This is a genomic window from Magnetospirillum sulfuroxidans, from assembly GCF_018224925.1.
In the GTDB taxonomy this organism is placed as follows: Bacteria; Pseudomonadota; Alphaproteobacteria; order Rhodospirillales; family Magnetospirillaceae; genus Magnetospirillum; species Magnetospirillum sulfuroxidans.
In genome coordinates, this window is sequence record NZ_JAGTUF010000025.1 from 1 (window position 1) to 20,602 (window position 20,602).

Annotated in this window: 20 protein-coding genes; 12 read left to right on the plus strand and 8 right to left on the minus strand. The window is 61.4% G+C overall.

All coding sequences use genetic code 11. From position 1 onward, the window contains the following. Positions 1–277: 277 nt before the first annotated feature. Positions 278–1,453 (plus strand): BaiN/RdsA family NAD(P)/FAD-dependent oxidoreductase, encoded by a 1,176-nt coding sequence (locus KEC16_RS17490; protein WP_211551337.1) that lies wholly within the window; start codon positions 278–280, stop codon positions 1,451–1,453. A 45-nt stretch (positions 1,454–1,498) separates the two neighbouring features. Here the strand turns inward: KEC16_RS17490 and KEC16_RS17495 are convergent, their stop codons facing one another. Beyond that, positions 1,499–2,545, minus strand: coding sequence for a hypothetical protein (locus KEC16_RS17495; RefSeq protein WP_211551339.1), 1,047 nt, complete (start codon positions 2,543–2,545; stop codon positions 1,499–1,501). Positions 2,546–2,602: 57 nt separating this feature from the next. Then, positions 2,603–3,403, minus strand: a complete 801-nt coding sequence (locus KEC16_RS17500; protein WP_211551341.1) for a cell envelope integrity EipB family protein — start codon at positions 3,401–3,403, stop codon at positions 2,603–2,605. A 226-nt stretch (positions 3,404–3,629) separates the two neighbouring features. Between KEC16_RS17500 and KEC16_RS17505 the strand changes: the two genes are divergently transcribed. The 3 genes from KEC16_RS17505 to KEC16_RS17515 are packed head-to-tail and all read left to right on the plus strand — an operon-like array spanning position 3,630 to position 4,712. After that, positions 3,630–3,920 (plus strand): hypothetical protein, encoded by a 291-nt coding sequence (locus KEC16_RS17505; protein WP_211551343.1) that lies wholly within the window; start codon positions 3,630–3,632, stop codon positions 3,918–3,920. Positions 3,921–3,976: 56 nt separating this feature from the next. Further along, on the plus strand, positions 3,977–4,375 hold the full coding sequence (locus KEC16_RS17510) for a hypothetical protein (protein WP_211551345.1): 399 nt from the start codon (positions 3,977–3,979) through the stop codon (positions 4,373–4,375). Between the two features lie 13 nt (positions 4,376–4,388). Then, complete coding sequence (locus KEC16_RS17515) at positions 4,389–4,712, plus strand: hypothetical protein (RefSeq protein WP_211551347.1); 324 nt, start codon at positions 4,389–4,391, stop codon at positions 4,710–4,712. A 16-nt stretch (positions 4,713–4,728) separates the two neighbouring features. Here the strand turns inward: KEC16_RS17515 and KEC16_RS17520 are convergent, their stop codons facing one another. Then, entirely contained in the window at positions 4,729–5,142 is a 414-nt protein-coding gene (locus tag KEC16_RS17520) for a hypothetical protein (protein WP_211551349.1), read from the minus strand. 261 nt (positions 5,143–5,403) lie between these two features. Between KEC16_RS17520 and KEC16_RS17525 the strand changes: the two genes are divergently transcribed. From KEC16_RS17525 to fsa, 3 genes are all read left to right on the plus strand, one after another. Beyond that, a complete protein-coding gene (locus tag KEC16_RS17525; protein WP_249209296.1) occupies positions 5,404–7,296 on the plus strand; it encodes a PHA/PHB synthase family protein in 1,893 nt (630 codons plus the stop codon). 72 nt (positions 7,297–7,368) lie between these two features. Further along, the gene (locus KEC16_RS17530) at positions 7,369–7,641 is read left to right on the plus strand and encodes a FliM/FliN family flagellar motor switch protein (RefSeq protein WP_024080289.1); all 273 of its coding nucleotides are present in this window, start codon (positions 7,369–7,371) and stop codon (positions 7,639–7,641) included. Positions 7,642–7,673: 32 nt separating this feature from the next. Next, positions 7,674–8,330 (plus strand): fructose-6-phosphate aldolase, encoded by a 657-nt coding sequence (fsa, locus tag KEC16_RS17535; RefSeq protein WP_211551350.1) that lies wholly within the window; start codon positions 7,674–7,676, stop codon positions 8,328–8,330. A gap of 94 nt (positions 8,331–8,424) precedes the next feature. Here fsa and KEC16_RS17540 read toward each other — a convergent pair whose 3' ends face one another. Together KEC16_RS17540 and KEC16_RS17545 are read right to left on the minus strand one after the other, a co-directional pair. Continuing rightward, a complete protein-coding gene (locus KEC16_RS17540; RefSeq protein WP_211551352.1) occupies positions 8,425–9,351 on the minus strand; it encodes an agmatine deiminase family protein in 927 nt (308 codons plus the stop codon). A gap of 296 nt (positions 9,352–9,647) precedes the next feature. Continuing rightward, the gene (locus tag KEC16_RS17545; protein WP_211551354.1) at positions 9,648–11,033 is read right to left on the minus strand and encodes a class II 3-deoxy-7-phosphoheptulonate synthase; all 1,386 of its coding nucleotides are present in this window, start codon (positions 11,031–11,033) and stop codon (positions 9,648–9,650) included. 154 nt (positions 11,034–11,187) lie between these two features. Between KEC16_RS17545 and KEC16_RS17550 the strand changes: the two genes are divergently transcribed. Further along, positions 11,188–11,814 (plus strand): class I SAM-dependent methyltransferase, encoded by a 627-nt coding sequence (locus KEC16_RS17550; RefSeq protein ID WP_211551356.1) that lies wholly within the window; start codon positions 11,188–11,190, stop codon positions 11,812–11,814. On the opposite strand, the gene bluB is transcribed toward KEC16_RS17550, so the two are convergent. After that, positions 11,815–12,567 (minus strand): 5,6-dimethylbenzimidazole synthase, encoded by a 753-nt coding sequence (gene bluB / locus KEC16_RS17555; protein ID WP_211551358.1) that lies wholly within the window; start codon positions 12,565–12,567, stop codon positions 11,815–11,817. Positions 12,568–12,619: 52 nt separating this feature from the next. On the opposite strand from bluB, the gene KEC16_RS17560 reads away from it, so the two are divergent. Both KEC16_RS17560 and KEC16_RS17565 read left to right on the plus strand, forming a co-directional pair. After that, positions 12,620–13,189, plus strand: coding sequence for a gamma-glutamylcyclotransferase (locus KEC16_RS17560; RefSeq protein ID WP_211551360.1), 570 nt, complete (start codon positions 12,620–12,622; stop codon positions 13,187–13,189). Positions 13,190–13,312: 123 nt separating this feature from the next. After that, positions 13,313–15,289 carry an ATP-binding protein gene (locus KEC16_RS17565; RefSeq protein WP_211551362.1) on the plus strand — a complete coding sequence of 659 codons (1,977 nt, stop codon included), beginning with the start codon at positions 13,313–13,315 and terminating at the stop codon, positions 15,287–15,289. Here KEC16_RS17565 and KEC16_RS17570 read toward each other — a convergent pair. Next, positions 15,267–17,237: a cache domain-containing protein gene (locus KEC16_RS17570; RefSeq protein WP_211551364.1), complete on the minus strand. Its 1,971-nt coding sequence runs from the start codon at positions 17,235–17,237 to the stop codon at positions 15,267–15,269. The genes KEC16_RS17565 and KEC16_RS17570 overlap by 23 nt on opposite strands. Before the next feature lie 146 nt (positions 17,238–17,383). On the opposite strand from KEC16_RS17570, the gene KEC16_RS17575 reads away from it, so the two are divergent. Next, entirely contained in the window at positions 17,384–18,589 is a 1,206-nt protein-coding gene (locus tag KEC16_RS17575) for an MFS transporter (protein WP_211551366.1), read from the plus strand. Between the two features lie 24 nt (positions 18,590–18,613). Here the strand turns inward: KEC16_RS17575 and KEC16_RS17580 are convergent, their stop codons facing one another. Next, positions 18,614–19,489: an RNA polymerase factor sigma-32 gene (locus KEC16_RS17580; protein ID WP_211551368.1), complete on the minus strand. Its 876-nt coding sequence runs from the start codon at positions 19,487–19,489 to the stop codon at positions 18,614–18,616. Between the two features lie 110 nt (positions 19,490–19,599). Between KEC16_RS17580 and KEC16_RS17585 the strand changes: the two genes are divergently transcribed. Beyond that, entirely contained in the window at positions 19,600–20,511 is a 912-nt protein-coding gene (locus KEC16_RS17585; protein ID WP_211551370.1) for a LysR substrate-binding domain-containing protein, read from the plus strand. Positions 20,512–20,602: the final 91 nt, after the last annotated feature.

Consider the following 20,602-nt stretch of genomic DNA (forward strand, 5'->3'; position numbering starts at 1 on the left):
TCCGGCGGCTGTTCGAATTCGCCGAGGACAGAATCACACCGGATTCTCAGCGGTCAACCACTTTCGAGACGGACTCTGAGAAGATCGTCGTTGAACTCCATTTATCATTAATATGATAATAACAAAATGCATACGTTATAAATGCATAAGTGCGGAACCATAACAATATATTCGACTAAATATCCATTCATTTACAAATATCGTTCCAATTTTCTCCATGCCGCAATCTGATAAGTCCGTTCTGGAAAAGAGACACTCTTCTCTCTATAACCCCCCCATGGATTACGACGTCATCATCATTGGTGCCGGCGCGGCCGGCCTGATGGCCGCCGCCGCCGCCGGACAACGCGGCCGCCGGGTGCTGGTCCTCGATCACGGGGAAAAGGCTGGGGCCAAGATTCTGATCTCGGGCGGCGGAAGGTGCAACTTCACCAACCGCAACATCGCCCCCGACCGCTATCTGTCGGCCAACCCGCATTTCGCCAAATCGGCGTTGAAGCGCTATAGCCAGAACGATTTCATCGCCTTGGTGAACAAGTACCGCATCGCCTTTCACCAACGCGATCTGGGCCAACTGTTCTGCGACCAGTCGTCGGCGCTGATCTTGAATATGCTGCTGGATGAATGCGGCGCCGGATCGGTGGATTTCCAGGTCGGCCTGAAGGTCGGCCCGGTCTGCGGCGCGGGACCTTATAGCGTGGACACCGAGGACGGGCCGGTGACGGCGGAATCCATAATCGTCGCCACCGGCGGTCTGTCCATCCCCAAAATGGGGGCCAGCAGCTACGCCCATTTCACCGCCCGCGATTACAGCCTGGGGGTGACGGAAATGCGTCCCGCCTTGGTGCCCTTGACCTTTACCGCCGCCGATCTGGATTTCATGCGCGTGCTGACCGGCATCGCCGTCGACGCCATCGTCACCTGCGGCAAGACCACGTTCCGCGAGGCGGTTTTGTTCACCCATCGCGGCCTGTCGGGACCGGCGATTTTGCAAATCTCGTCTTATTGGCGCGAAGGCCAGGAAATCTTCGTCAACCTGGCCCCTGACACCGACGTCACCGCCTGGCTGATCGAGCGTAAGAACCAACGCCCCAAGGCCGAAGCCAAAACGGTGTTGGGGGAATTACTGCCCAGCCGTCTGGCCGATGGCTTGGCGGCCTTGGCTAAACTGGAACACAGACCCATGGCCGAGCTGCCCAACAAGGCGCTGGCCACCTTGGGTAAATTAGTCAATGCCTGGAAATTGCTGCCCGCCGGCACCGAGGGCTGGCGCACCGCCGAAGTCACCCTGGGCGGCGTCGATACCGCCGGATTGTCATCCAAGACCATGGAGGCCAAATCCTTTCCCGGCCTGTTCTTCGTCGGCGAAGCCGTTGACGTCACCGGCTGGCTGGGCGGCTATAACTTCCAATGGGCGTGGTCTTCGGGCTGGGTCGCCGGACAGCACGCCTGATATTTCACCGTCATTCCCGCGATGGCGGGAATGACGGTGAAAATTCTACTCGGCCCCCGACGCCTGTTCCAATACGCTCAACAATTGCTCGCGCTGGGCCAGAATGCTTTGCGCCTGCTCTTCATGACCCAGGGTCGTCAGAATCGAGGCGAAGGTCTCCAAGGTCGGAACCAGCGGCTCCAAGGCGGCGCCGGGATTGATCTTGGCCATTTCCTGAAAGACACCAACCGCTTCCACCGCTGCGTCCAGGGCCTCTTCGTCGGCATGGGCCTCATGCTGACGGCTGGCCAGATTGGCCAGGGATTGGGCCAGGAACAGACGATATTGGTCGGGCGCCGCCTCGGCCAGAGCACGGGCCAATTCAGCCGCCTCTTCCACCAACGGCAGCGATTCGCCGAAAAAGCCGTCGCGGCTTTTGGCATAGGCCCCCTGTTGCAGGGTCAGGGCCAGCAGATGATGCACCGCCATCGGCACCTGATCCTCGGGAAAGACCTTGGCGGTCATGCGGCGGACGGCGATGGCTTCTTCCCACAAGCTGCCCTCGGACAGAGCCATGGCGTTGCGGTGCAAGGCGTCGACCATGACGCCAAGAAAGGAATACAGCGCCTCGCCGCCTTCACGGAAAATCTCCACCGCCGTGCCCAATTCCTCGATGGCGCGCAGCGATTGCCCGCCGCGCCAGGATCGGCCCGACTGGTTCATCAGGGTTGATACCAAGACGAAGCGCGCTTCGGCCGGACTCGAATCGATGGCCCGCTTGCCCAAGGCAAAAGCTTCGTCGCCGGCCATCCGGGCTTCTTCGTCGCGGCCAAGATCGGACAGCCGGTTGGACATATTGTTCAAGGCCGACGCCAGATGCACGCCAAAGGTCGTCCGGTCGTTATCATCCAGCAGGCGCAGGTGATCGACGCCTTCCACCGAGGTGGCCAGGGCTTTTTCCAACTCGCCGGCTTCCGACAATTTGGCGGCCAGGGCCAGCAGCGCCTCGGCGTAAGCGGGCACCAGGGCCGGCGGATCGGCTTCCACTGCCGGGCGGTGTTCGGCGATCACGGCCTGCAATTGCGCCATGTCCATGGACGTGAAATCAGTCATGTCGGTCTCCTGTCGCAAGCCGATCAAGGAGCGACACAGTGCAAGGGTGGTGGAAAATCAACAGCCGCGACGCGGCAACGTCTCAAGCGAATCAAGACGCCCCTTCAAGCTGAAATTCTTGAAGGTCTGAACGATCTCCTGGGCGACCCCATTAGGGTGATAAGCCAAGGACATCTCGAAATTGGGGACTTCTTCCGGGCTGGAAACCGGGAAAAAGGCCAGACGCATGGGCCAATGCGGAGAGCCGAGCAAGGTCGAAACCGGCTTGACCGGCAAAGCCTGGCTTTGCGGACCGATCAAGGCATTGACCTCGTAGGGGCCGTCAAGGCCAGAGCCATCGAACACCACCCGCCAGAACGATCGGCCGCCGCCTTGCGCCACATCCAGCAGACGCAAGGTGTGTTCGGTCGGGAACAGCGTCCCCTTGGGCAAGGCCAAGGTCATCGGCTCCGGCCGGGAAAAACGAGCGGTCCCGCCCAAGCCCTTGCCCTTCAGATCGGCCTGGCCTTCCACCTCTTCGGTCACCTGGCCATCGCGGGTATTGCGCATGCGGAAACGGTAATGCAGACCGTCCTTGGATTCCCAGGTGATGAAATCGGTGGCCGACAAGGCCTGGCCGCCTTCGGTATAGGCATAGGTGACGGCAATGCGGTTTTCCACCAGCCAGCCGTCGCAGGCGTCTTCGAACTGATAGCTCATGGTGCCGGACGCGGCGGCGATGCCCGATCCCGACTTGGTCGAGGCCAGCCCCATGGAATAAATGGCACGATGCGGCGCCAGATCGGCCGGACCGGCCAGGGCATCGCCCGCCACAGTCACGGCCACCACGGCAATTGCCGCCCACACGCCTCGCACCATCAGGACCTCCGAAACAAACCGGTCGCATTATACATCGCCGACCAACAACCACCAGCAAAGTGTGTGCCGGTTCTTTTTTGCCGGCACGGCGGCACTTCTTGCCGTCCAACCGGCAAAACCTGCCGCCCGTTATCGCCACATGGGGCGGCTTTCCGCGCTTCCGTGGCTGGCATGTGACATGCATCACTCTCGACACAGTGTTGGAAAGACGACACGGAGGATGGGCATGACCTTCGATTTTACTCCCGGCTGGCTGGAACCTTCCGCCACCCAATCCATTAGCGAAAGCGAACCCGCGCCGTTACGCGTGGTCAGCGTCACCCCCGCCACGGCAAAAGCGCCGGCCCATCCCAGCAACTTGGAATTGGCCGAGCTGGTGCAGGAATTGTTCACCGAGGGCAGCCTGACCTGGGACCAATTGCAATCGCTGTCCCGCGTCGCCGAACTCAGGCCCATGCTGGAACCGGCCATTGCCGGCACCCCCTTGGTGCGTCGGGTTTCCGCCCACCGTCAGTGAGCTTTATCCGCAGTCTGCTTGATCGTTGTCTCAGCCCCTCAGCAAGAGAATCCGCCATGGCTCCTTCCGTGCATCCCGCCGCCACCGTCGCACGCCCCATCCTGGCCTTGCCGGCGCCGCGCGCCGAAGTGCGCGCCCGGTACGACCTGCGCAACGTCAGCCCGCGTCAATACGCCGAGATCACCCATGAATTGTACCTTGAGGGCAGCTTGCGTTGGGACGAATACCAGTGGGTCGGCTTCCCCAGCGAATTACACCCCGATTATGACAGCACCATCGGCGCCCTGACCGGAGAAAGGGCCGACCCCGACCGGCCGCGCGACATGCTGGCCGCCATGGAAAGCCACGTCGATTTCATCCGTCGCTATCAAAACAAAGAGATCGATGGCGCCTTTTGGCGGGCGGAGCGGGCCTTGGACGTTCTCCGTCGCCAAACCGAGCCACGCTGGTCGTAATTGGAGTGGGACGATGCGGTCATTTCTGCGACTGGAAGCCATCGTCCATACCGAGCGACACAGCGCCCTCGACGCTGTCACTCAATCGATTCTAACCATTGGCGGATGGATCATCGATCACACCTTGTTTTCCGACGTGATGGCCGTCGTCAATTTCGAGTTTCCTGCCGACCAAAGCGGCCGATTGATCCACACCCTGGCCTGCCACGGCATCACGGCCTCCGCCATACCGCCAGAAACCATCGGCACGGCGGAGACTGAAATCGCCGCCCATCTCACCCTGACATTCGCGCAAGGCAGCGGCGATCTCCGCCGCGAAGTTCCCGCCTTTCAGTAAGGCCGGACAAAATCCATCAATACATGTAGTTGATGACGCTGCCGGGACGGACGGAACCGGGCGTGGTCACCCGCATATTGTGCTCGTAAGTTCCGACGCCGCGCATGACGTAATCCATGAAGATTCCGGACGAGCCGCCGCCGACCGCTTCGTCGGCGAGATCAGCCTGAAAACTGGATGCCAGCCGGGACATGAACGGCGTGCCCTGCTGGCCGGGTTCATGATGTTCGGAAAAGCCGAAATCAAGTTCATCGTCATAGCGCAACAGGCGGTTGTCATTGACGCCGATCTGCGAGGAAAAACCAGCAGCCTCGGCCGGACCACCATTCACCGACGCGACATTGCGACCACCCGACGCGGGGCGGGCTGTTGCCGCCGCCGTCATGCCGGGCGTCGCTAACGCCGAGACTTTGTTGGTGCCGAGTGCCATGACTACCTTGTTCCCGTTTCGTCCCAAACCATGAAAATGGACGAAGCCTAAACTAATCCAACCTTGACTATACCTTTAAGGTGGGGGGAAAATCCAATGGATTCCCCCCGATTCGCCCTGATTATACGAATTCATCACAGAAATCTTGTTTTGCCCTGCCCTGCACCCATCTCGCAGTTGCAGAAACTTCATACACCCCCTTTACCCGCAAGACTTATAGTGGTTTCGCCAATTTTCCTTTCTGGACAGGGACCCGTCACCATGAACGAAATCCGCCCCCCGCGCCGTTCGACCAATTCCGCACCGCAACCCGATGGGGTTGTCGCGCCGGCGGCGCCGGCGACCAACCCGGCGGCCGTCATCCCCGCCCATGTGAACCCGGTCCACCAGATGCTGGCGATGCCCATGGGCATCGAACAGTTCCGCACGCCTTTCCCCATTTTCACCGAAAGCACCGATCGGCTGATGCACGCCATGCAGGGGCGTTATACCAACGCCCTGTCGCCGGCCTCGTTGCTGCTGGCTTATCTGGACTGGCAGGTCCATCTGGCCAACTCGCCCGGCAAGGTCGGCGAAATGGCCCAGAACGCCATGTCCAAGGCGCTGCCGCTGGCCCGCTACACCATTGATTCGCTCATGGGCCGCTCGGACCCCGATCCCTTCGTGCCCCTGGCCCAGGATTCGCGCTTCGCCAGCGATGGCTGGCAGAAATTCCCCTACAACGTCATGAGCCAGGCTTTCCTCTACACCGAGCAATGGTGGCATTACGCCACCACCAACGTGCGCGGCGTCGGCAAGCACCGCCAAAACGTGGTGGAATTCACCGCTCGCCAATTGCTCGACGTGCTGTCGCCGGCCAATTTCTTCATGACCAATCCCGACGTCATCAAGGTGACCACCGAACAAAACGGCCAGAATCTGGTGCGTGGCCTGCAAAACCTGTCCGACGACATCATGCGCAACCTGACCGGGCGCGATTACGTCAAGGATGAAAAGTTCCAGGTCGGCAAGGGCGTCGCCTGCACCCCGGGCAAGGTTGTTTTCCGCAACAAGCTGATCGAGCTGATCCAGTATTCGCCGACCACCGAGACCGTCCACGCCGAACCGATCCTGATCGTGCCGGCCTGGATCATGAAGTACTACATCCTTGATCTGTCGCCGGCCAATTCCATGGTCAAGTGGCTGGTGTCCAAGGGACACACCGTCTTTGTCATCTCGTGGAAGAACCCCACCGCCGACGACCGTGATTTGGGCATGGCCGATTACCGCCGCTTCGGCGTCATGGCGGCGCTGGACGCCATCAACGCCATCGTTCCCAACCAAAAGGTCCACGGCGCCGGCTATTGCCTGGGCGGCACGCTGCTCTCCATCGCCGCCTCGGCCATGGCCCGCGAAGGCGATGACCGGCTGGCCTCGGTAACCTTGCTGGCGGCACAGACCGATTTCGAGGATGCCGGCGAGATCATGCTGTTCATCGACGAAAGCCAGGTCACCTATCTGGAAGACGTCATGTGGGACCAGGGCTATCTGGACACCAAACAGATGGCCGGCGCTTTCCAGATGCTGCGTTCCAACGATTTGGTGTGGTCGCGCATGATCCGCCAGTACCTGTTGGGCGAAAGCGACACCGCCAACGATTTGATGGCGTGGAATTCCGACGCCACTCGCCTGCCCTACAAGATGCACACGGAATATCTGCGCCGGCTGTTCCTCAACAACATGTTGGCCAAGGGCCGCTACACCGTCGAGGGCCGCCCCATCGCCCTGACCGACATCCGCGCCCCCATCTGCGCCGTCGGCACCACCAAGGACCACGTGGCGCCGTGGAAGTCGGTCTATAAGATCGGCATTCTGTCCGATACCGACGTCACCTTCATCCTGGCCAGCGGCGGCCACAATGCCGGCATCGTTTCGGAACCCGGCCATCGCGGCCGCTCGTACCAGATCGCCACCCGCGCCGATGCCGACAAATATGTCGACCCCGATTCCTGGGCCATGGTGACCCCCAAGAATGCCGGTTCGTGGTGGGAACCGTGGCAAGAATGGTTGGTGGCCAATTCATCGGGCCAGGTGGCGCCGCCGAAAATGGGCGCCAGCGAAGCCGGCTATCCGCCCATCGCCGAGGCGCCGGGCGTGTACGTCTTGATGCCCTGATACCAAGCATTAACCTTTACCGTGTTCTACTGCCTGTTGGAGTCCATCCAACAGGCAGCAAGGCGGCGACAAATGGCCAATGACGACACCATGGTGGGTGCCAAGCACCAAGAAGCAGTTTACGGCGTCAACGTCGAATGCATCGCCGTGCTGGGAACCGCCAATCTGCCCATCGCCCAATTGCTGAAACTTGGCCGCGGCGCCGTGGTGGAACTGGACCGCAAGGTCAACGACCCCGTCGATCTCTACGTCAACCGCAAGCACATCGCCCGTGCCGAAGTGGTGGTGGTGGAAGATCATCTGGCGGTAACCGTCACCGAAGTTCTTAAGCGCGCCGCTGACTGAATCCTCTCTCGATCCCAGAAAGCCTGCCAGACATGAAATTCTTCATCGACACCGCCGAGGTCGCCGAGATCAAGGCCCTTGCCGACACCGGATTGGTGGACGGCGTCACCACCAACCCGTCGCTGATCGCCAAATCGGGCCGCAACATCTTGGACGTGATCTGCGAGATTTGCGACATCATCCCCGGCCCGATTTCGGCCGAAGTCGGCGCCACCGATTACCCCACCATGCTGGCCGAAGGCCGCAAGTTGCGCGACCTGCGCCCCAACGTCACCGTCAAGGTGCCGATGACCGTGGACGGTCTCAAGGTGTGCAAGGTGCTGTCGGACGAAGGCACCTTGGTCAACGTTACCCTGTGCTTCTCGGCCAATCAGGCTATTTTGGCCGCCAAGGCCGGCGCCGCCTTCGTCTCGCCCTTCGTCGGTCGCCTTGATGATATCGGCCAGGACGGCATGCAGTTGATTTCCGACATCGTCGAAATCTATGGCCAATATCCCGATTTCACCACCGATGTGCTGGTCGCCAGTGTCCGCAACCCCATGCACGTCACCGACGCCGCCCGTCTGGGCGCCCATGTGGTGACCATGCCGCCGTCGATCCTTAAGCAGATGTACGGCCATGTGCTGACCGACAAGGGGTTGGCCGCCTTCTGCGCCGACTGGGCCAAGACCGGCCAAAGCATCCTTTAACACATGCGGTAGTCCGGGGTGCTGCTCGCCCATACAACAAGCGAGAACGCGGTTTCGGGGGCTTTGCCCCCGCTTCCTCCCAGGCGGATCGGTCCTAATTCAGCTTGGGCTGGGCCAGCACGCTCCGCCCCAGGCCGGCTCCGGGCGCGGCCAGATGGCTGGCGGGAAAACCGACCACGCGGGCATCGGGAAGCGCCGCCACCACCTGGGCAAAGGCCTGGGCATCGCGGCTTTCTTCGAACTCGGGCACCAGCACCAGATCGCCGGCCACCATGCAATCGGAATAACACCCCTGTGTCCGGTTGGGACAAGGCAGGTCAATGACGTTGAGACTGCGCCCCATCCGGTCCGAGGTCACGCGCAAGCGATCGCGATTGGCCGACAAGGCGGCAAAAGCCGGATGCTGCGCGGTATGACCACCGGGGACGGCGACAATTCCCGGAGCCAGAAAGCGCGCCGGCACCCGCCCGGTTCCGGGCCCTGTTCTGGGATCATCCAGCCAGATCACCGTGACAATTCCCAATTTCTCGCGCAAAAGCCGCTCCGCCTCGGGCCGCCCGCCATCCAGGCCATCGGCCAGACGCGATAGAACCAGAGCCGAGCCCTCGCCGTCGGTTTCGATCAGATCGCCTTGCCATCCCGCCGGCAAATCGACAATGCCGACCCCGGCGGCTTGCGCCAAATCCCGGCCCGACACCGAATCACAGGCGACCCCGGCCAGGATGGCGCCGGCGCCGTCGGTCAGCCACACCGGCTGCGCGGACAGCAAGCCCGCGCCAGAATCGGCGGCCAGTATCTTGACCCCGCTCGGCATTTGCAACGAGCACGGCACCACATCGGCGGAATGCGCCACCATGGTGACCGGCGCATGGGCCGCCAGCAATTGTGCCAAAGCGACACTGTCGTCGCGGGCAATTTCATCATGATCACGGTGCCCGGTGGCCTTTGGCCACGCCAGCCAGAAGCGGCTGGTCCGATTCCAAGAAGCGGTCGCCCGCCAGATCTGATCGGAACTACTCATGCCTGTCCTCCCGAGAATTGTTAAGAACATTTCTCAAATATCTGGTTCCGTATAACAGCGGAACCAGATGGACAAAAGCTTAGGTCAACGGGCCATCCAGGCCAGGAACAAGGGGGAGTTGTTTTCTGCCGCGATTTCAGCATCGCCGGCGACCCGACATGGCGCGGCCTCTCCCTGCCACCCTTATCACGGCAACACGATAGGCTTGGCGTCTCGGCCAAAGCAACAATTGATTTAGCAAATGATTAAAATGCACGCGATCCCCCGGCCGCGCTGCGGCCGGGGGAAATGGCGGTTCAGCCGGCGTTGACGCGCTGTTGCGCCTGCCCCTTGAGGCGTTCCGTCTTCAACTGATCAGCGATCAGGAATGCCAGTTCCAGGGCCTGGTTCGCATTCAGGCGCGGATCACAATGGGTATGGTAGCGATCGCCCAGACGGGCTTCGGTCACCGCCCGCATGCCGCCGACACATTCGGTGACGTCTTGCCCCGTCATCTCGAAATGGACGCCGCCGGCATGCGTGCCCTCGGCCTTGTGGACAGCGAAGAAGGCGCGAACCTCGGCCAGAATGCGGTCGAATTCACGGGTCTTGTAGCCACTGGAAGCCTTGACCGTGTTGGCGTGCATGGGGTCGCACGACCACACCACCGAACGGCCTTCGCGCTGGATGTGACGGACCAGGGCCGGCAGCTTTTCCTCGATCTTTTCCGCCCCCATACGGGTGATGACGGTCAGACGGCCGGGTTCATTTTCCGGATTGAGGGCGTCGATCAGTTTCAACAAATCGTCACCGGACATGCCGGGGCCGGCCTTGAACCCGATGGGATTCTTGACGCCGCGCAGGAATTCCACATGGCCGGCGTCAAGCTGACGGGTGCGTTCCCCGATCCACAACATGTGCGACGAGCAATCATACCAATCGCCCGAGGTCGAATCGACGCGGGTCAAGGCCTGCTCATAGGGCAACAGCAAGGCTTCGTGCGAGGTGAAGAACTCGGTCTCACGGATCTGCGGGGTGGTTTCCGAGGTCATGCCGCAGGCTTCCATGAAGGCCAGCGTCTCGGACAGCCGGTCGGCCATTTCCCGGTACAGCTTGCCCTGCAACGAGCCTTCGACGCAGCCCAAGGTCCACTGGTGCACCTTATGCAGGTCGGCATAGCCGCCCTGAGCGAAAGCGCGCAACAGGTTCAACGTCGCCGCCGACTGGTTATAGGCGCGCACCATGCGCTCGGGGTCGGGGATGCGGGCTTCGGGGGTGAATTCGATGCCGTTGATGATATCGCCGCGATAGCTGGGCAGCGTCACACCATCGATGGTCTCGTTATCGGCGGAACGCGGCTTGGCGAATTGACCGGCCATGCGGCCAACCTTGACCACCGGCATAGCGGCGCCATAGGTCAACACCACCGCCATCTGCAACATGACGCGGAAGGTATCGCGAATATTGTTGGCACGGAATTCGGCGAAGCTTTCGGCGCAATCGCCGCCTTGCAGCAGAAAAGCCTTCCCCTCGGCCACCTTGGCCAGGGACGACTTCAGCCGACGGGCCTCGCCGGCAAACACCAATGGCGGCGACAGCGACAAAGTTTCCTCGGCCTGAGCCAGCTTACCCTGATCCGGGTAGGAAGGAACCTGATGCAAGGTCTTGGTGCGCCAGGAATCCGGAGTCCACACGTCAGCCATCAAACCATCCTCGACACGACAAACGAAAAGTCATTCCCGCCAGCAGCGGGAAACGGAGCGAATTCTATACGACCTTAGGCGACGGATTTCCAGCATGACGGCACCCCTGGAAGGGGCAATACTGCACTTTCAACAAACAGGCACAGTCACCGCCATGAGCAGTTCGGACCAACGCAAAGCCCATTGGCAACAGATATGGACGACCAAGGCCACCGACAAGGTCAGTTGGTTCCAAGACAATCCGGCCCTGTCGCTGGGCCTGATCGCCGCCACCGGCCTGCGCCGTGATGCCGGCATCGTCGATGTCGGCGGCGGCCTGTCGGCGCTGGCCGGTGAATTGGTTATTCGCGGTCACGGCAATGTCGCCGTTCTTGATATCGCCGAGCCCGCACTGGTCCAATCGCACGACCGTTTGGGCGCGATGGGCGACGATGTCGCCTGGATTTGCGCCGATGTCCTGCAATGGCGGCCGGTGCCCGGCCTGTTCGAATTGTGGCACGACCGCGCGGTGTTTCATTTTCTCACCACCGCCTCGGAACAGCAGGTCTATGTCAAGGTGATGAAGGCCGCCCTGGTCCCCGGCGGCTGGGCCATCATCGCCACCTTTGCCCCCGATGGCCCGGAAACATGCTCGGGCCTGCCGGTGCAGCCCCACGACGCCGCCAGTCTGGCCGCCGTGCTGGGGCCGGATTTCGCCCTTGATCGCGAAATCGCCGAAGATCACCAGACCCCAAGCGGGCAAGTACAAAAATTCCGCTGGTGCCTGTTTCGCCGGCTGTGATCAGATTTCACCCATCGCCGCTTTATCCTGGGCGTGGCGCAGGGCCGCCAGCAAGGCATCATCCTCTGTACTGGCGGCGCCCTGCCAAGCGTCAAAGGCGACCAGATCCTGCAATGGCAAGCGCTGGCGCCAGCCGGAATTCTGCAATTCCGGCTGCGCCAGGAAATGGCTGACCTTGCCCAGACACAAATAAGCCACCGGCACCACCTGTTCCGGCAGCCCGAGAATGGCGCGCAAGGCTTCGGGCTGGATGATGCTGACCCAGCCCACCCCCAGCCCCTCGGCCCGCGCCGCCAGCCACAGATTTTCCACCGCGCAAACGGTGGAATACAAATCCATCTCCGGCATGTGGGTGCGTCCCAGCACCACCGGGCCGGCGCGATCGCGGTCGCAGGTGATGCACAGATTAATCGGCGCGTCGAGAATGCCTTCGAGCTTGAGGGCGCGGTATTTTTCCGCCCGTTCGCCGTCAAACATCAACGCCGCCTCGGTATTGGCGCGATCAAAGGCCGCCTTGATGCGGGCGCGTTGGTCGGGCGACCGGACGATAATGAAGCTCCACGGCTGCATGAAACCGACCGAGGGAGCGTAATGGGCGGCGACCAGGATGCGGGCCAGCACGTCATCGGCGATGGCGTCGGGCAAAAACTGCCCGCGCACGTCGCGCCGCCCCAGGATGGCCCGATACAGGCCACGGCGATCTTGGTCGCTCAGGATCATTTCGGACTGGCGGGCGGCGGCGGTCTCGGTCATGGTGCGGGTCCCAAATGGCACGAAGCCAGCACCATAGCGACAGCACGCAGCAATGACCACGTCTGACCTTGACCATGACCTTTGGGTATTCGGCTACGGCTCGCTGATGTGGCGGCCGGGTTTCGACTTCGTCGAGGCCCGCCCGGCCCTGCTCAAGGGCTGGAACCGGTCATTTTGCCTGTATTCCCTGCATTATCGCGGCACCCCCGATCACCCTGGCCTGGTGCTGGGCTTGGATCGCGGCGGCTCGTGTCGCGGCGTCGCCTTCCGCGTCGCCGCCGCCAAGGCCCAAATCACGGTGGAATATCTGAACGAGCGGGAATTGGTCGGCTATGCCTATGTGGCCAAGACCTTGAAAATCAGCTTGGATGACGGCAGCCGGGTTCCGGCCTATTGCTTCGTCGCCGACCGCCGCCATCGCCATTACGCCGGCAATCTCGAGCTGGAACAGGCGGCCTCCATCATCATGAATGCGCAAGGCTGCGCCGGCCTTAACCGTGACTACCTGATCAACACCGTGCGACGATTGGAAACCGACGGCTATCTCGACAAAAGCCTGCATACCTTGCTGACCGAGGTTGAACGGCAAACCGGATTGATCGACCAGGGCGCGGGTATCTGACGGAATTTTCGTATAGCCCTTCGTTTCAGCACCGTTTGTCGCTTGCCAGGTCATCACCTTAGCCATCACAGTTCACGTGTAACGTGAGAATGGGGGGCGGACATGTGGGGATGTCGCTGGGGTTTGATCATCCTGATCATACTGTCGCCCGTCGCCTCTTCGCGGGCGGAGACGTTGCAGCTTGATCCCGAGCTGCGCGCCTTCTTGGACCAGCATCCGGTTATCCGCGTCCGCCTGCAAGACGACTGGCCGCCCTTGATCTTTCAAGATGAAGCCGGGGCACGGGGACTGAGCGTCGATTACATGACCCTGGCGGCGGCAAAGCTGGGCCTGACCATCGAAACATCCGCGGTCAAGACCTTCCCCGAGGTGATGAAACGCCTGCCCACCGGCGATGGTATCGACGTGCAGCCGACCATGCGGGCCACCGATCAGCGGCGCCAAAACATCCACTTCACCCGGTCTTACACCTCTTTTCCCGTGGTCATCATCGCCCGCAACAATTCCGGCTTCATTGGTGGGCTCGACGATCTGGTCGGACGTGTGGTGGTGGCGGAAAAATCCTATTGGTACACGGAAGAAATCCGCCTTCGGCACCCCGCCCTCCATTTGAAGACGGTCGATACCAGCGCCGAGGCAATTCGTGCCGTCGCCCAAGGCGATGCCGACGCCTATGTCGGCGTTCTGCCCGTCGCCACCTGGCATATCGAGAACAAAGGGTACACCAATCTCAAGATCGCGGCGCCTTCGGGACTGGCGGCAGCGGAATTATCGTTCGGCGTGCGGGGGGACTGGCCGCAACTGGCCGCCGCCCTGGACGTGGCCCTCGCCAACATCACCGCCGAAGAACACCGCAACATCCGCCACCATTGGCTCAGCGCCCATTACGATTATGGCATCGACACCTGGACCGTGGTCTTGTGGGGCGGTGGCGGTCTGACCATCGCTTTGTTGCTGCTGGGCAGTTTCGCCTTGGCCAACCGCCGATTACTGCGCGAAATCACCTTGCGCCGCCAAGCCGAAGAAGAATTGCGCACAACCGAGGAAACCTCACGGCAATTGCTTGACGCCTCCTCCGATGCCTGCATGCTGTTCGACGCCGATGGCACCATGCGCGCCTGCAATCAGGTTTTCGCCAGCCGTTTCGGCATCGATTCCAGCCAGGTGACGGGCACCAATCTTTGGGATTATTTCCCCACCGATGTCTCGGACGAACGCCGGATCGCCGTCGCCGGCGTGGTGATGGCGGGCAAACCCGTGGTTACCAGCGACGTCCGCAACGGCCGTTACCTTTCCAATTCCATCTATCCGCTCAAAGACAACGCCGGAATCGTCCGCCGCATCGCGGTCTATTCCCGCGATATCAGCGAACAGGTATGGGCGGAACAAAAGATTAAATCCTACGTGGCTGAAATCGAGCGTTCGAACGAGGATCTTGAGCAATTCGCCTATGTGGCGTCCCACGATCTGCGCGAACCACTGCGCCAAGTCGCCAGTTACGTGGCGTTGCTGGACCGGCGTTATGGCCCGCAACTAGACGATGACGCCCGCCAGTTCATCGCCTATGCCCGCGAGGGCGTCACCCGCATGGACCAGCTGATTTTGGATCTGCTGGAATATTCCCGCATCGGCCGGGGCCAAGCCTTGGCGCCGATGGAATCGGCGCCGGCGGCGCAAATCGCCATCGACAATCTAAAGGCGGTCCTGGTCGATTGCGGCGGCAGCGTGACCCTACAATCCCCCCTGCCCCGCGTCCTCGCCTCGGAACCGCAATTGATCCGACTGTTTCAGAACCTTATCGGCAACGGCTTGAAATACCACCGCGCCGGCACTCCCCCTCTCATCACCATCAGCGCCACCACCGACGACACATTCGCCACCTTCGCCATTGCCGATAACGGCATCGGCATCGAAAGTGAATATTTCGAGCGGATTTTCGGCATCTTCCAGCGTCTGCACATCCGCACCCAATATCCAGGCACCGGCATCGGTCTGGCGGTGTGTCGCAAGGTGGTCGAACGCCACGAAGGGCATATCTGGGTTGAATCCACCCCAGGCGAGGGCAGCTGTTTTTACTTCAGTCTGAAATTACCGGAGTAATGGTGAAGCGGAAGGAGCTGCCGCTATCGGTCGCCTCGACCCAAATCTTGCCGCCGTGCGTTTCCACCACCCGTCGGCACAAGGCCAGCCCGATCCCTGAACCGCCATCCATCCCCGGCGGGTGGAAACGGCGGAACGGCTCGAAGATGGCGGTCCGGTAATCCTCGGGGACACCGATGCCGTTATCGCTGATTGCGAATTCCCACACGCCGGCGTCATGGGCAAAGGCGTCGATGGCGATATGCGGCACGCGATCGGGATGGCGATAGCGGATGGCATTGCTGATCAGATTTTGGAACAAGGCGGCCATCTGATCGGGATTGACCGTCAACACCGGCAGCGGCGCCACATCAATGCGGGCATCGGTGGCGGCGATAGCCCCGGAAAGGTCGGAAATCACCCGGCCGACCAAGACCGCCAAATCGGTCTCGCACCGCTCATCCCCATGTTGGGACGACCGCGAATACGCCAGCAAGCCTTGAATATTATTGCGCATGCGATCGGCCCCACCGACCGCATATTCAATGTATTCCAACGATTCGCCATCCAATTTGTCGGCAATCCGTCGTTTCAGCAATTGCAGGAACAGACCGATGGTCCGCAGCGGCTCTTGCAAATCATGCGACGCCACATAGGCGAAGCGCTCTAAATCGGCGTTGGTCTGTTCCAATTGAGCGGTTCGGTCCAACAATTGGCTTTCCACCGCCTGACGTCGGACAATCAATTGGTTGGCGGCGGCGGCGAAGTCCTGATGGTCGGTAAAGCGCATCGGCTCGGTATCGATGGGGTGCGGCGATTCCGCCGCCTGCTCCAACGCCTGTTTCAGCTTTTGCGCATCCTGCGCCGCTCGGCGTGACGCGGCCCGCATGATCACCCAGGCGACGGCGCCGATGATCACCGCGGCCAACATTGCCATCAGCACCTTTATGCCCATGCCATGGATCAAGTGGCGATGCTGCTCGGCAATCTCGGCTTCGGTGCGGTCATGTGTCAAACCCGCGCCGACAAACCATTGCCATTCGGCAATGCCGGCCACGTAGCTGAATTTTTGCACCTTGCCGCCAGCGCCATCGGTCATGACATAAGAAACGAAACCGCCCCCGGCCTTGGCCGCTTCAATCAGCGCCAAGGTTCCATCGCGCAAGGGTGAATCCATTGCCGCCAGGGGGTTGGCGCCCTTGAGCGCGCCGACCAGCGACAGACCATCCCATTGGCTGACGAACACATAGCCATCTTGGTCAAAATGCAGATGCCCGATGCGTTCAAGCAATTCCGCCTTGATATCGGCTTCCATGTCCTCGACATATTCGCCGGTCCCGATCACCCAGCCCAATTCGGGAATGACCCGCACATACGCGAGTTTCAGGTGATCGTTGCCCGGCTTGTCCGGCCGCGCCCAGTAATAGCGATATAAGCCGGCGCCTTCGCGCTTGACCAGTTGCAGCATATCGTAGACGACGAATTCCCCTCGCGCCCCGGTTTGCCCCAGCATGGAGACGCCCTCCAGATCGGGCCGCAACGGGAACAGCTTCTCGGTGCCGTCCAAATCGAAAGCGAAGAAATAGCCGCGACCGTTGTTGAATCGAATCGGCCGCAGGGTTTCGCGCACCATGTTTTCCAGTTCGGCCCGGCTGCGCCCCCTGGCCTGGGTCTTCAGCAGATTGCCGATGATGGCCTGGGCTTCATCGACGCGCTGGCGCAGCGTTTCTTCAACCCGCGCTTCGGTCCGATGACGTTCAAAGGCGATGGTGTCCAAAACATCATCGATCAAACGCTTTAAATAAACCTGGGTATTCTGACGCTGAGCCTCGCGCAGGCTGGCGGAGCGGCGGTTGAACTCAAGAAACTCCACCACGCCCCAGATCAGACACAACAAGACCAGCCCGCTGCCGGCCACCACCGTCAGACGGAGAAAAAGATGGTCGATCAGGCTGGTTTTGGCGGACACGCCGAGACTTCCCCCCCCTCATTTCGTTCCTGTCAAAAAGATACAGACTTTTGGCTTTGACGTATCCGTATCTTTTGGCGAGTCCGCCTGCCGATATTGAAGGAGCCGCTTGTGAGCGGTTAAAGCATTCTGGCACAGTGCGCGGCATGTCCACTCCCGCTCAGGCCCGCGCCTCGCTTTCCTTCTCGTGCATTGGCCACCTTTACGCCCATGTGTTCGAGCCCATCTTCTATATCGTCGCCCTGGCGCTGCCGGGTGAACTGGGCCTGCCCTACGAAGAAGTGCTGGCCCTGATCATCGCCGCCAAGTTGCTTTACGGTTTGCTGGCCCCGGTCGCCGGATGGCTGGGTGACCGCTGGTCGACGGTGGGGATGATGACCTTGTTCTTTTTCGGCCTTGGCGTTTCGGCCATCGCCGTCGGCTTTACCCACACGCCACTAAGTCTGGCCGTGGCCCTGGCCGCCACCGGATTGTTCGGCTCGATCTATCACCCGGTGGGCATTTCCTGGCTGCTGCGCAACGCTGTCGATAAGGGCAAAGCCATCGGCATCAACGGTGTGTTTGGCGGCATCGGCCCGGCCATGGCCGGCCTGATCGCCGGCGCCTTGATCGAAACCCTGGGCTGGCGCTTCGCCTTTATCCTGCCGGGCATCGCCGTCATCATCACCGGCATGGCCTTTGTCTGGTTTTTGGCGCAAGGTCGCGTGGTCGAAACCAAGGCCGACCGTTCCCCCAGCCCCGCCGCCAGTAAAAGCGACACCCTGCGCGCCGGCATCGTGCTGACCATCACCATGCTCGGCGCCGGATTGATCTATCAAGCGACCCAGCCGGCCCTGCCCAAGCTGTTTTCCGAACGTCTGGGCGACGGCATCGGCATCGGCGGCGCCGCCTTCGCCGTCACCGCCGTCTATCTTGTTGCCGGCCTGATGCAGGTAGTCGCCGGTCATCTGGCCGACCGTTATCCGGCGAAAACCATCTACATGATCTCGGCCTTGCTGCAAGGCCCGCTGCTGGTTTTGGTCGCCTGGAGCAGTGGCCTGCCGCTGGTCGCGGCGGCCATGTTGGCGGTTTTGTTCAACATGGCCGGTATTCCGGCGGAAAACCTGTTGCTGAACAAATACACGCCGGCCCGATGGCGGGGCACCGCCTTCGGGCTCAAATTCGTGCTGTCCTTCGGCGTTTCCGGTCTGGCGGTACCGCTGGTGTCGCTGATCCGCGGCTGGACCGGCGGTTTCGAAGTTCTGTTCATGGTGCTGGCCGGCTCCGCCGTCAGCATTGCCGCCGCCGCCGCCTTGCTGCCATCGGAACGGCAAAAAAAGACCGCCGCCCCCGAAGGGGCAGCGGTGGAGTGATAGTGGCACAATAATCAGCAAGGATCAGGCGGGACGCGCCTTGGGCAGCAGTTTTGCCTCGGCGGCGCGGGCCAGGGCCTTGAGCTTGGTCAGGGCGGCGGCCTCGATCTGACGGACCCGCTCGCGGCTGATGTTGTAACGCTGGGCCAGATCCTCAAGTCGCAACGGGTTTTCCCGCAACGTCCGCTGGGTGACGATATCGCGCTCGCGCTCGGTCAAGCCTTCCCAGGCCTGCTTCAGCAATTCACGGCGATACATCAGTTCCTGGCGTTCGCCCAGAACCTCTTCCGCCGTCGGCGTGTCGTCGGCCAGCAATTCGCCGAACGGAATGCCGGTTTCTCCCACCGGGGCATCCAACGAACGCGGGCTTTGCGTCAACAGGCGCTCCATTTCGGCGACCCGCTGATCGCGCACCCCCAGCTCGTCGGCCACCTGCGAGGTTTCCGCCACCGACAAGGCATTGCCGGACGGGCCGGTCAGCCGCGCCTTGATGCCGCGCAGCTTGAAGAACAGCTTCTTGCGCTCGGCTGACAGGCCGAAATTAACCGGGGTCGAGAATTTCAGCACATATTCGAACATGGCCGCACGCACCCACCATTGGGCATAAGTGGAAAAACGCAGATTGCGGTCAGGGTCGAAACTTTCCAGGGCGCGCACCAGCCCCAGATTACCTTCGGCCACCAGATCGGCGCCCGACAGGCCATAGCCCTTGAACTGGCCGGCGGTTTTCACCACCAGTCGCAAATGGGCGGAAAGCAGACGGGTCCGAGCCTTTTCGTCCCCCCCCTCTTTCCAGCGGCGGATCAGTTCCACCTCTTCCTCTCCCGTCAGCAAGGCGGTCTCGCGCATGGCCTTGTAATAGGCGCTGGCGGTATCCGAGGCGGGGCGAAGAATGGACATCGACGTCTCCATTGGGCTGTTGTCCGTGATTGAAACCATAGCCCCTTGCCTCTGATAACTCTAATCGATATATTTTCTCTAATTGATAATCAAAAACTATCACAGGACTCATGATCAGTTTTCGCCAATTGCAATGCCTGACCGCCGTCGCCGAAACCTTGCACTTTCGCCGCGCCGCCGAGCGGCTGCATATGTCGCAACCCGCCTTGTCGGCGCAGATCCTTCAGCTTGAAGACCATCTGGGCGTCATGCTGGTGGAGCGCACCCGGCGCAAGGTTCTGTTGACCCCCATCGGCCGCGCGGTGGTGACGCGGGCCAGGGCGGTGTTACGTGATGTCGGCGAGTTAGAGGAAATCGCCCATCAGGCACAGGCGCCGCTCTCGGGAACCCTGCGCGTCGGCGTCCTGCGGACCTTGGGGCCGTACCTGCTGCCCCACATCCTCCCCGAACTGCGCGGCAGCTTCCCCGAATTGAAGCTATATCTGCGGGAAGAACCGCGCGAACGGTTGCTGGCTGAACTGGCCCAAGGCGACCTGGACATCGTGCTGATTTCCGCCGCCCCCGACGATGACAATCATCTGACGGTGACGCCGCTGTTCCACGAACCCTTGTGGCTGACCATGCCGCTGGGGCATCGCTTGGCCGCCCGGACCAAACTGGCCCCGGCCGATCTGGCTGGCGAAAGTCTGATCATGCTGGAAGTCGGCGACGGCATGCGCGACCCGGCCCTGGATTTATGCCAACGCTCAGGCGCCTCCGAACACCGGGATTTCCGCGCCACTTCGTTGGATTCGCTGCGGCAGATGGTCGCCACCGGTTTGGGCACCACCTTGCTTCCAGCCCTTTACGTTCAGGCCGAAGCCTTGGCCGACGATCAGATCGCCGTTCTCTCCTTCGCTGTCGGCGCCCCGTCGCGCCCCATCGACATGGCATGGCGGCGCACCACCTCGCGCTTCGAGGAATTCAGCCTGTTCGCCCAGCTATTGCGGCGCAACCTGCCCCCTTGCGTTGACGCACGTTGATCCATTGGCGCGGCAGTGGCATTGAGTGTTGACAGGGATGCCAGAATGACCCCATCGAATATCATATCGGCAATCGCTGAGCCGCCTTGTT

What these genes read in the sequence shown, in the direction of transcription:
- KEC16_RS17490 (WP_211551337.1), top strand. Translation starts at nt 278, where the DNA reads ATGGATTACGACGTCATCATCATTGGTGCCGGCGCGGCCGGCCTGATG.
- KEC16_RS17495 (WP_211551339.1), bottom strand. Translation starts at nt 2,545, where the DNA reads ATGACTGATTTCACGTCCATGGACATGGCGCAATTGCAGGCCGTGATC.
- KEC16_RS17500 (WP_211551341.1), bottom strand. Translation starts at nt 3,403, where the DNA reads ATGGTGCGAGGCGTGTGGGCGGCAATTGCCGTGGTGGCCGTGACTGTG.
- KEC16_RS17505 (WP_211551343.1), top strand. Translation starts at nt 3,630, where the DNA reads ATGACCTTCGATTTTACTCCCGGCTGGCTGGAACCTTCCGCCACCCAA.
- KEC16_RS17510 (WP_211551345.1), top strand. Translation starts at nt 3,977, where the DNA reads ATGGCTCCTTCCGTGCATCCCGCCGCCACCGTCGCACGCCCCATCCTG.
- KEC16_RS17515 (WP_211551347.1), top strand. Translation starts at nt 4,389, where the DNA reads ATGCGGTCATTTCTGCGACTGGAAGCCATCGTCCATACCGAGCGACAC.
- KEC16_RS17520 (WP_211551349.1), bottom strand. Translation starts at nt 5,142, where the DNA reads ATGGCACTCGGCACCAACAAAGTCTCGGCGTTAGCGACGCCCGGCATG.
- KEC16_RS17525 (WP_249209296.1), top strand. Translation starts at nt 5,404, where the DNA reads ATGAACGAAATCCGCCCCCCGCGCCGTTCGACCAATTCCGCACCGCAA.
- KEC16_RS17530 (WP_024080289.1), top strand. Translation starts at nt 7,369, where the DNA reads ATGGCCAATGACGACACCATGGTGGGTGCCAAGCACCAAGAAGCAGTT.
- fsa (WP_211551350.1), top strand. Translation starts at nt 7,674, where the DNA reads ATGAAATTCTTCATCGACACCGCCGAGGTCGCCGAGATCAAGGCCCTT.
- KEC16_RS17540 (WP_211551352.1), bottom strand. Translation starts at nt 9,351, where the DNA reads ATGAGTAGTTCCGATCAGATCTGGCGGGCGACCGCTTCTTGGAATCGG.
- KEC16_RS17545 (WP_211551354.1), bottom strand. Translation starts at nt 11,033, where the DNA reads ATGGCTGACGTGTGGACTCCGGATTCCTGGCGCACCAAGACCTTGCAT.
- KEC16_RS17550 (WP_211551356.1), top strand. Translation starts at nt 11,188, where the DNA reads ATGAGCAGTTCGGACCAACGCAAAGCCCATTGGCAACAGATATGGACG.
- bluB (WP_211551358.1), bottom strand. Translation starts at nt 12,567, where the DNA reads ATGACCGAGACCGCCGCCGCCCGCCAGTCCGAAATGATCCTGAGCGAC.
- KEC16_RS17560 (WP_211551360.1), top strand. Translation starts at nt 12,620, where the DNA reads ATGACCACGTCTGACCTTGACCATGACCTTTGGGTATTCGGCTACGGC.
- KEC16_RS17575 (WP_211551366.1), top strand. Translation starts at nt 17,384, where the DNA reads ATGTCCACTCCCGCTCAGGCCCGCGCCTCGCTTTCCTTCTCGTGCATT.
- KEC16_RS17580 (WP_211551368.1), bottom strand. Translation starts at nt 19,489, where the DNA reads ATGTCCATTCTTCGCCCCGCCTCGGATACCGCCAGCGCCTATTACAAG.
- KEC16_RS17585 (WP_211551370.1), top strand. Translation starts at nt 19,600, where the DNA reads ATGATCAGTTTTCGCCAATTGCAATGCCTGACCGCCGTCGCCGAAACC.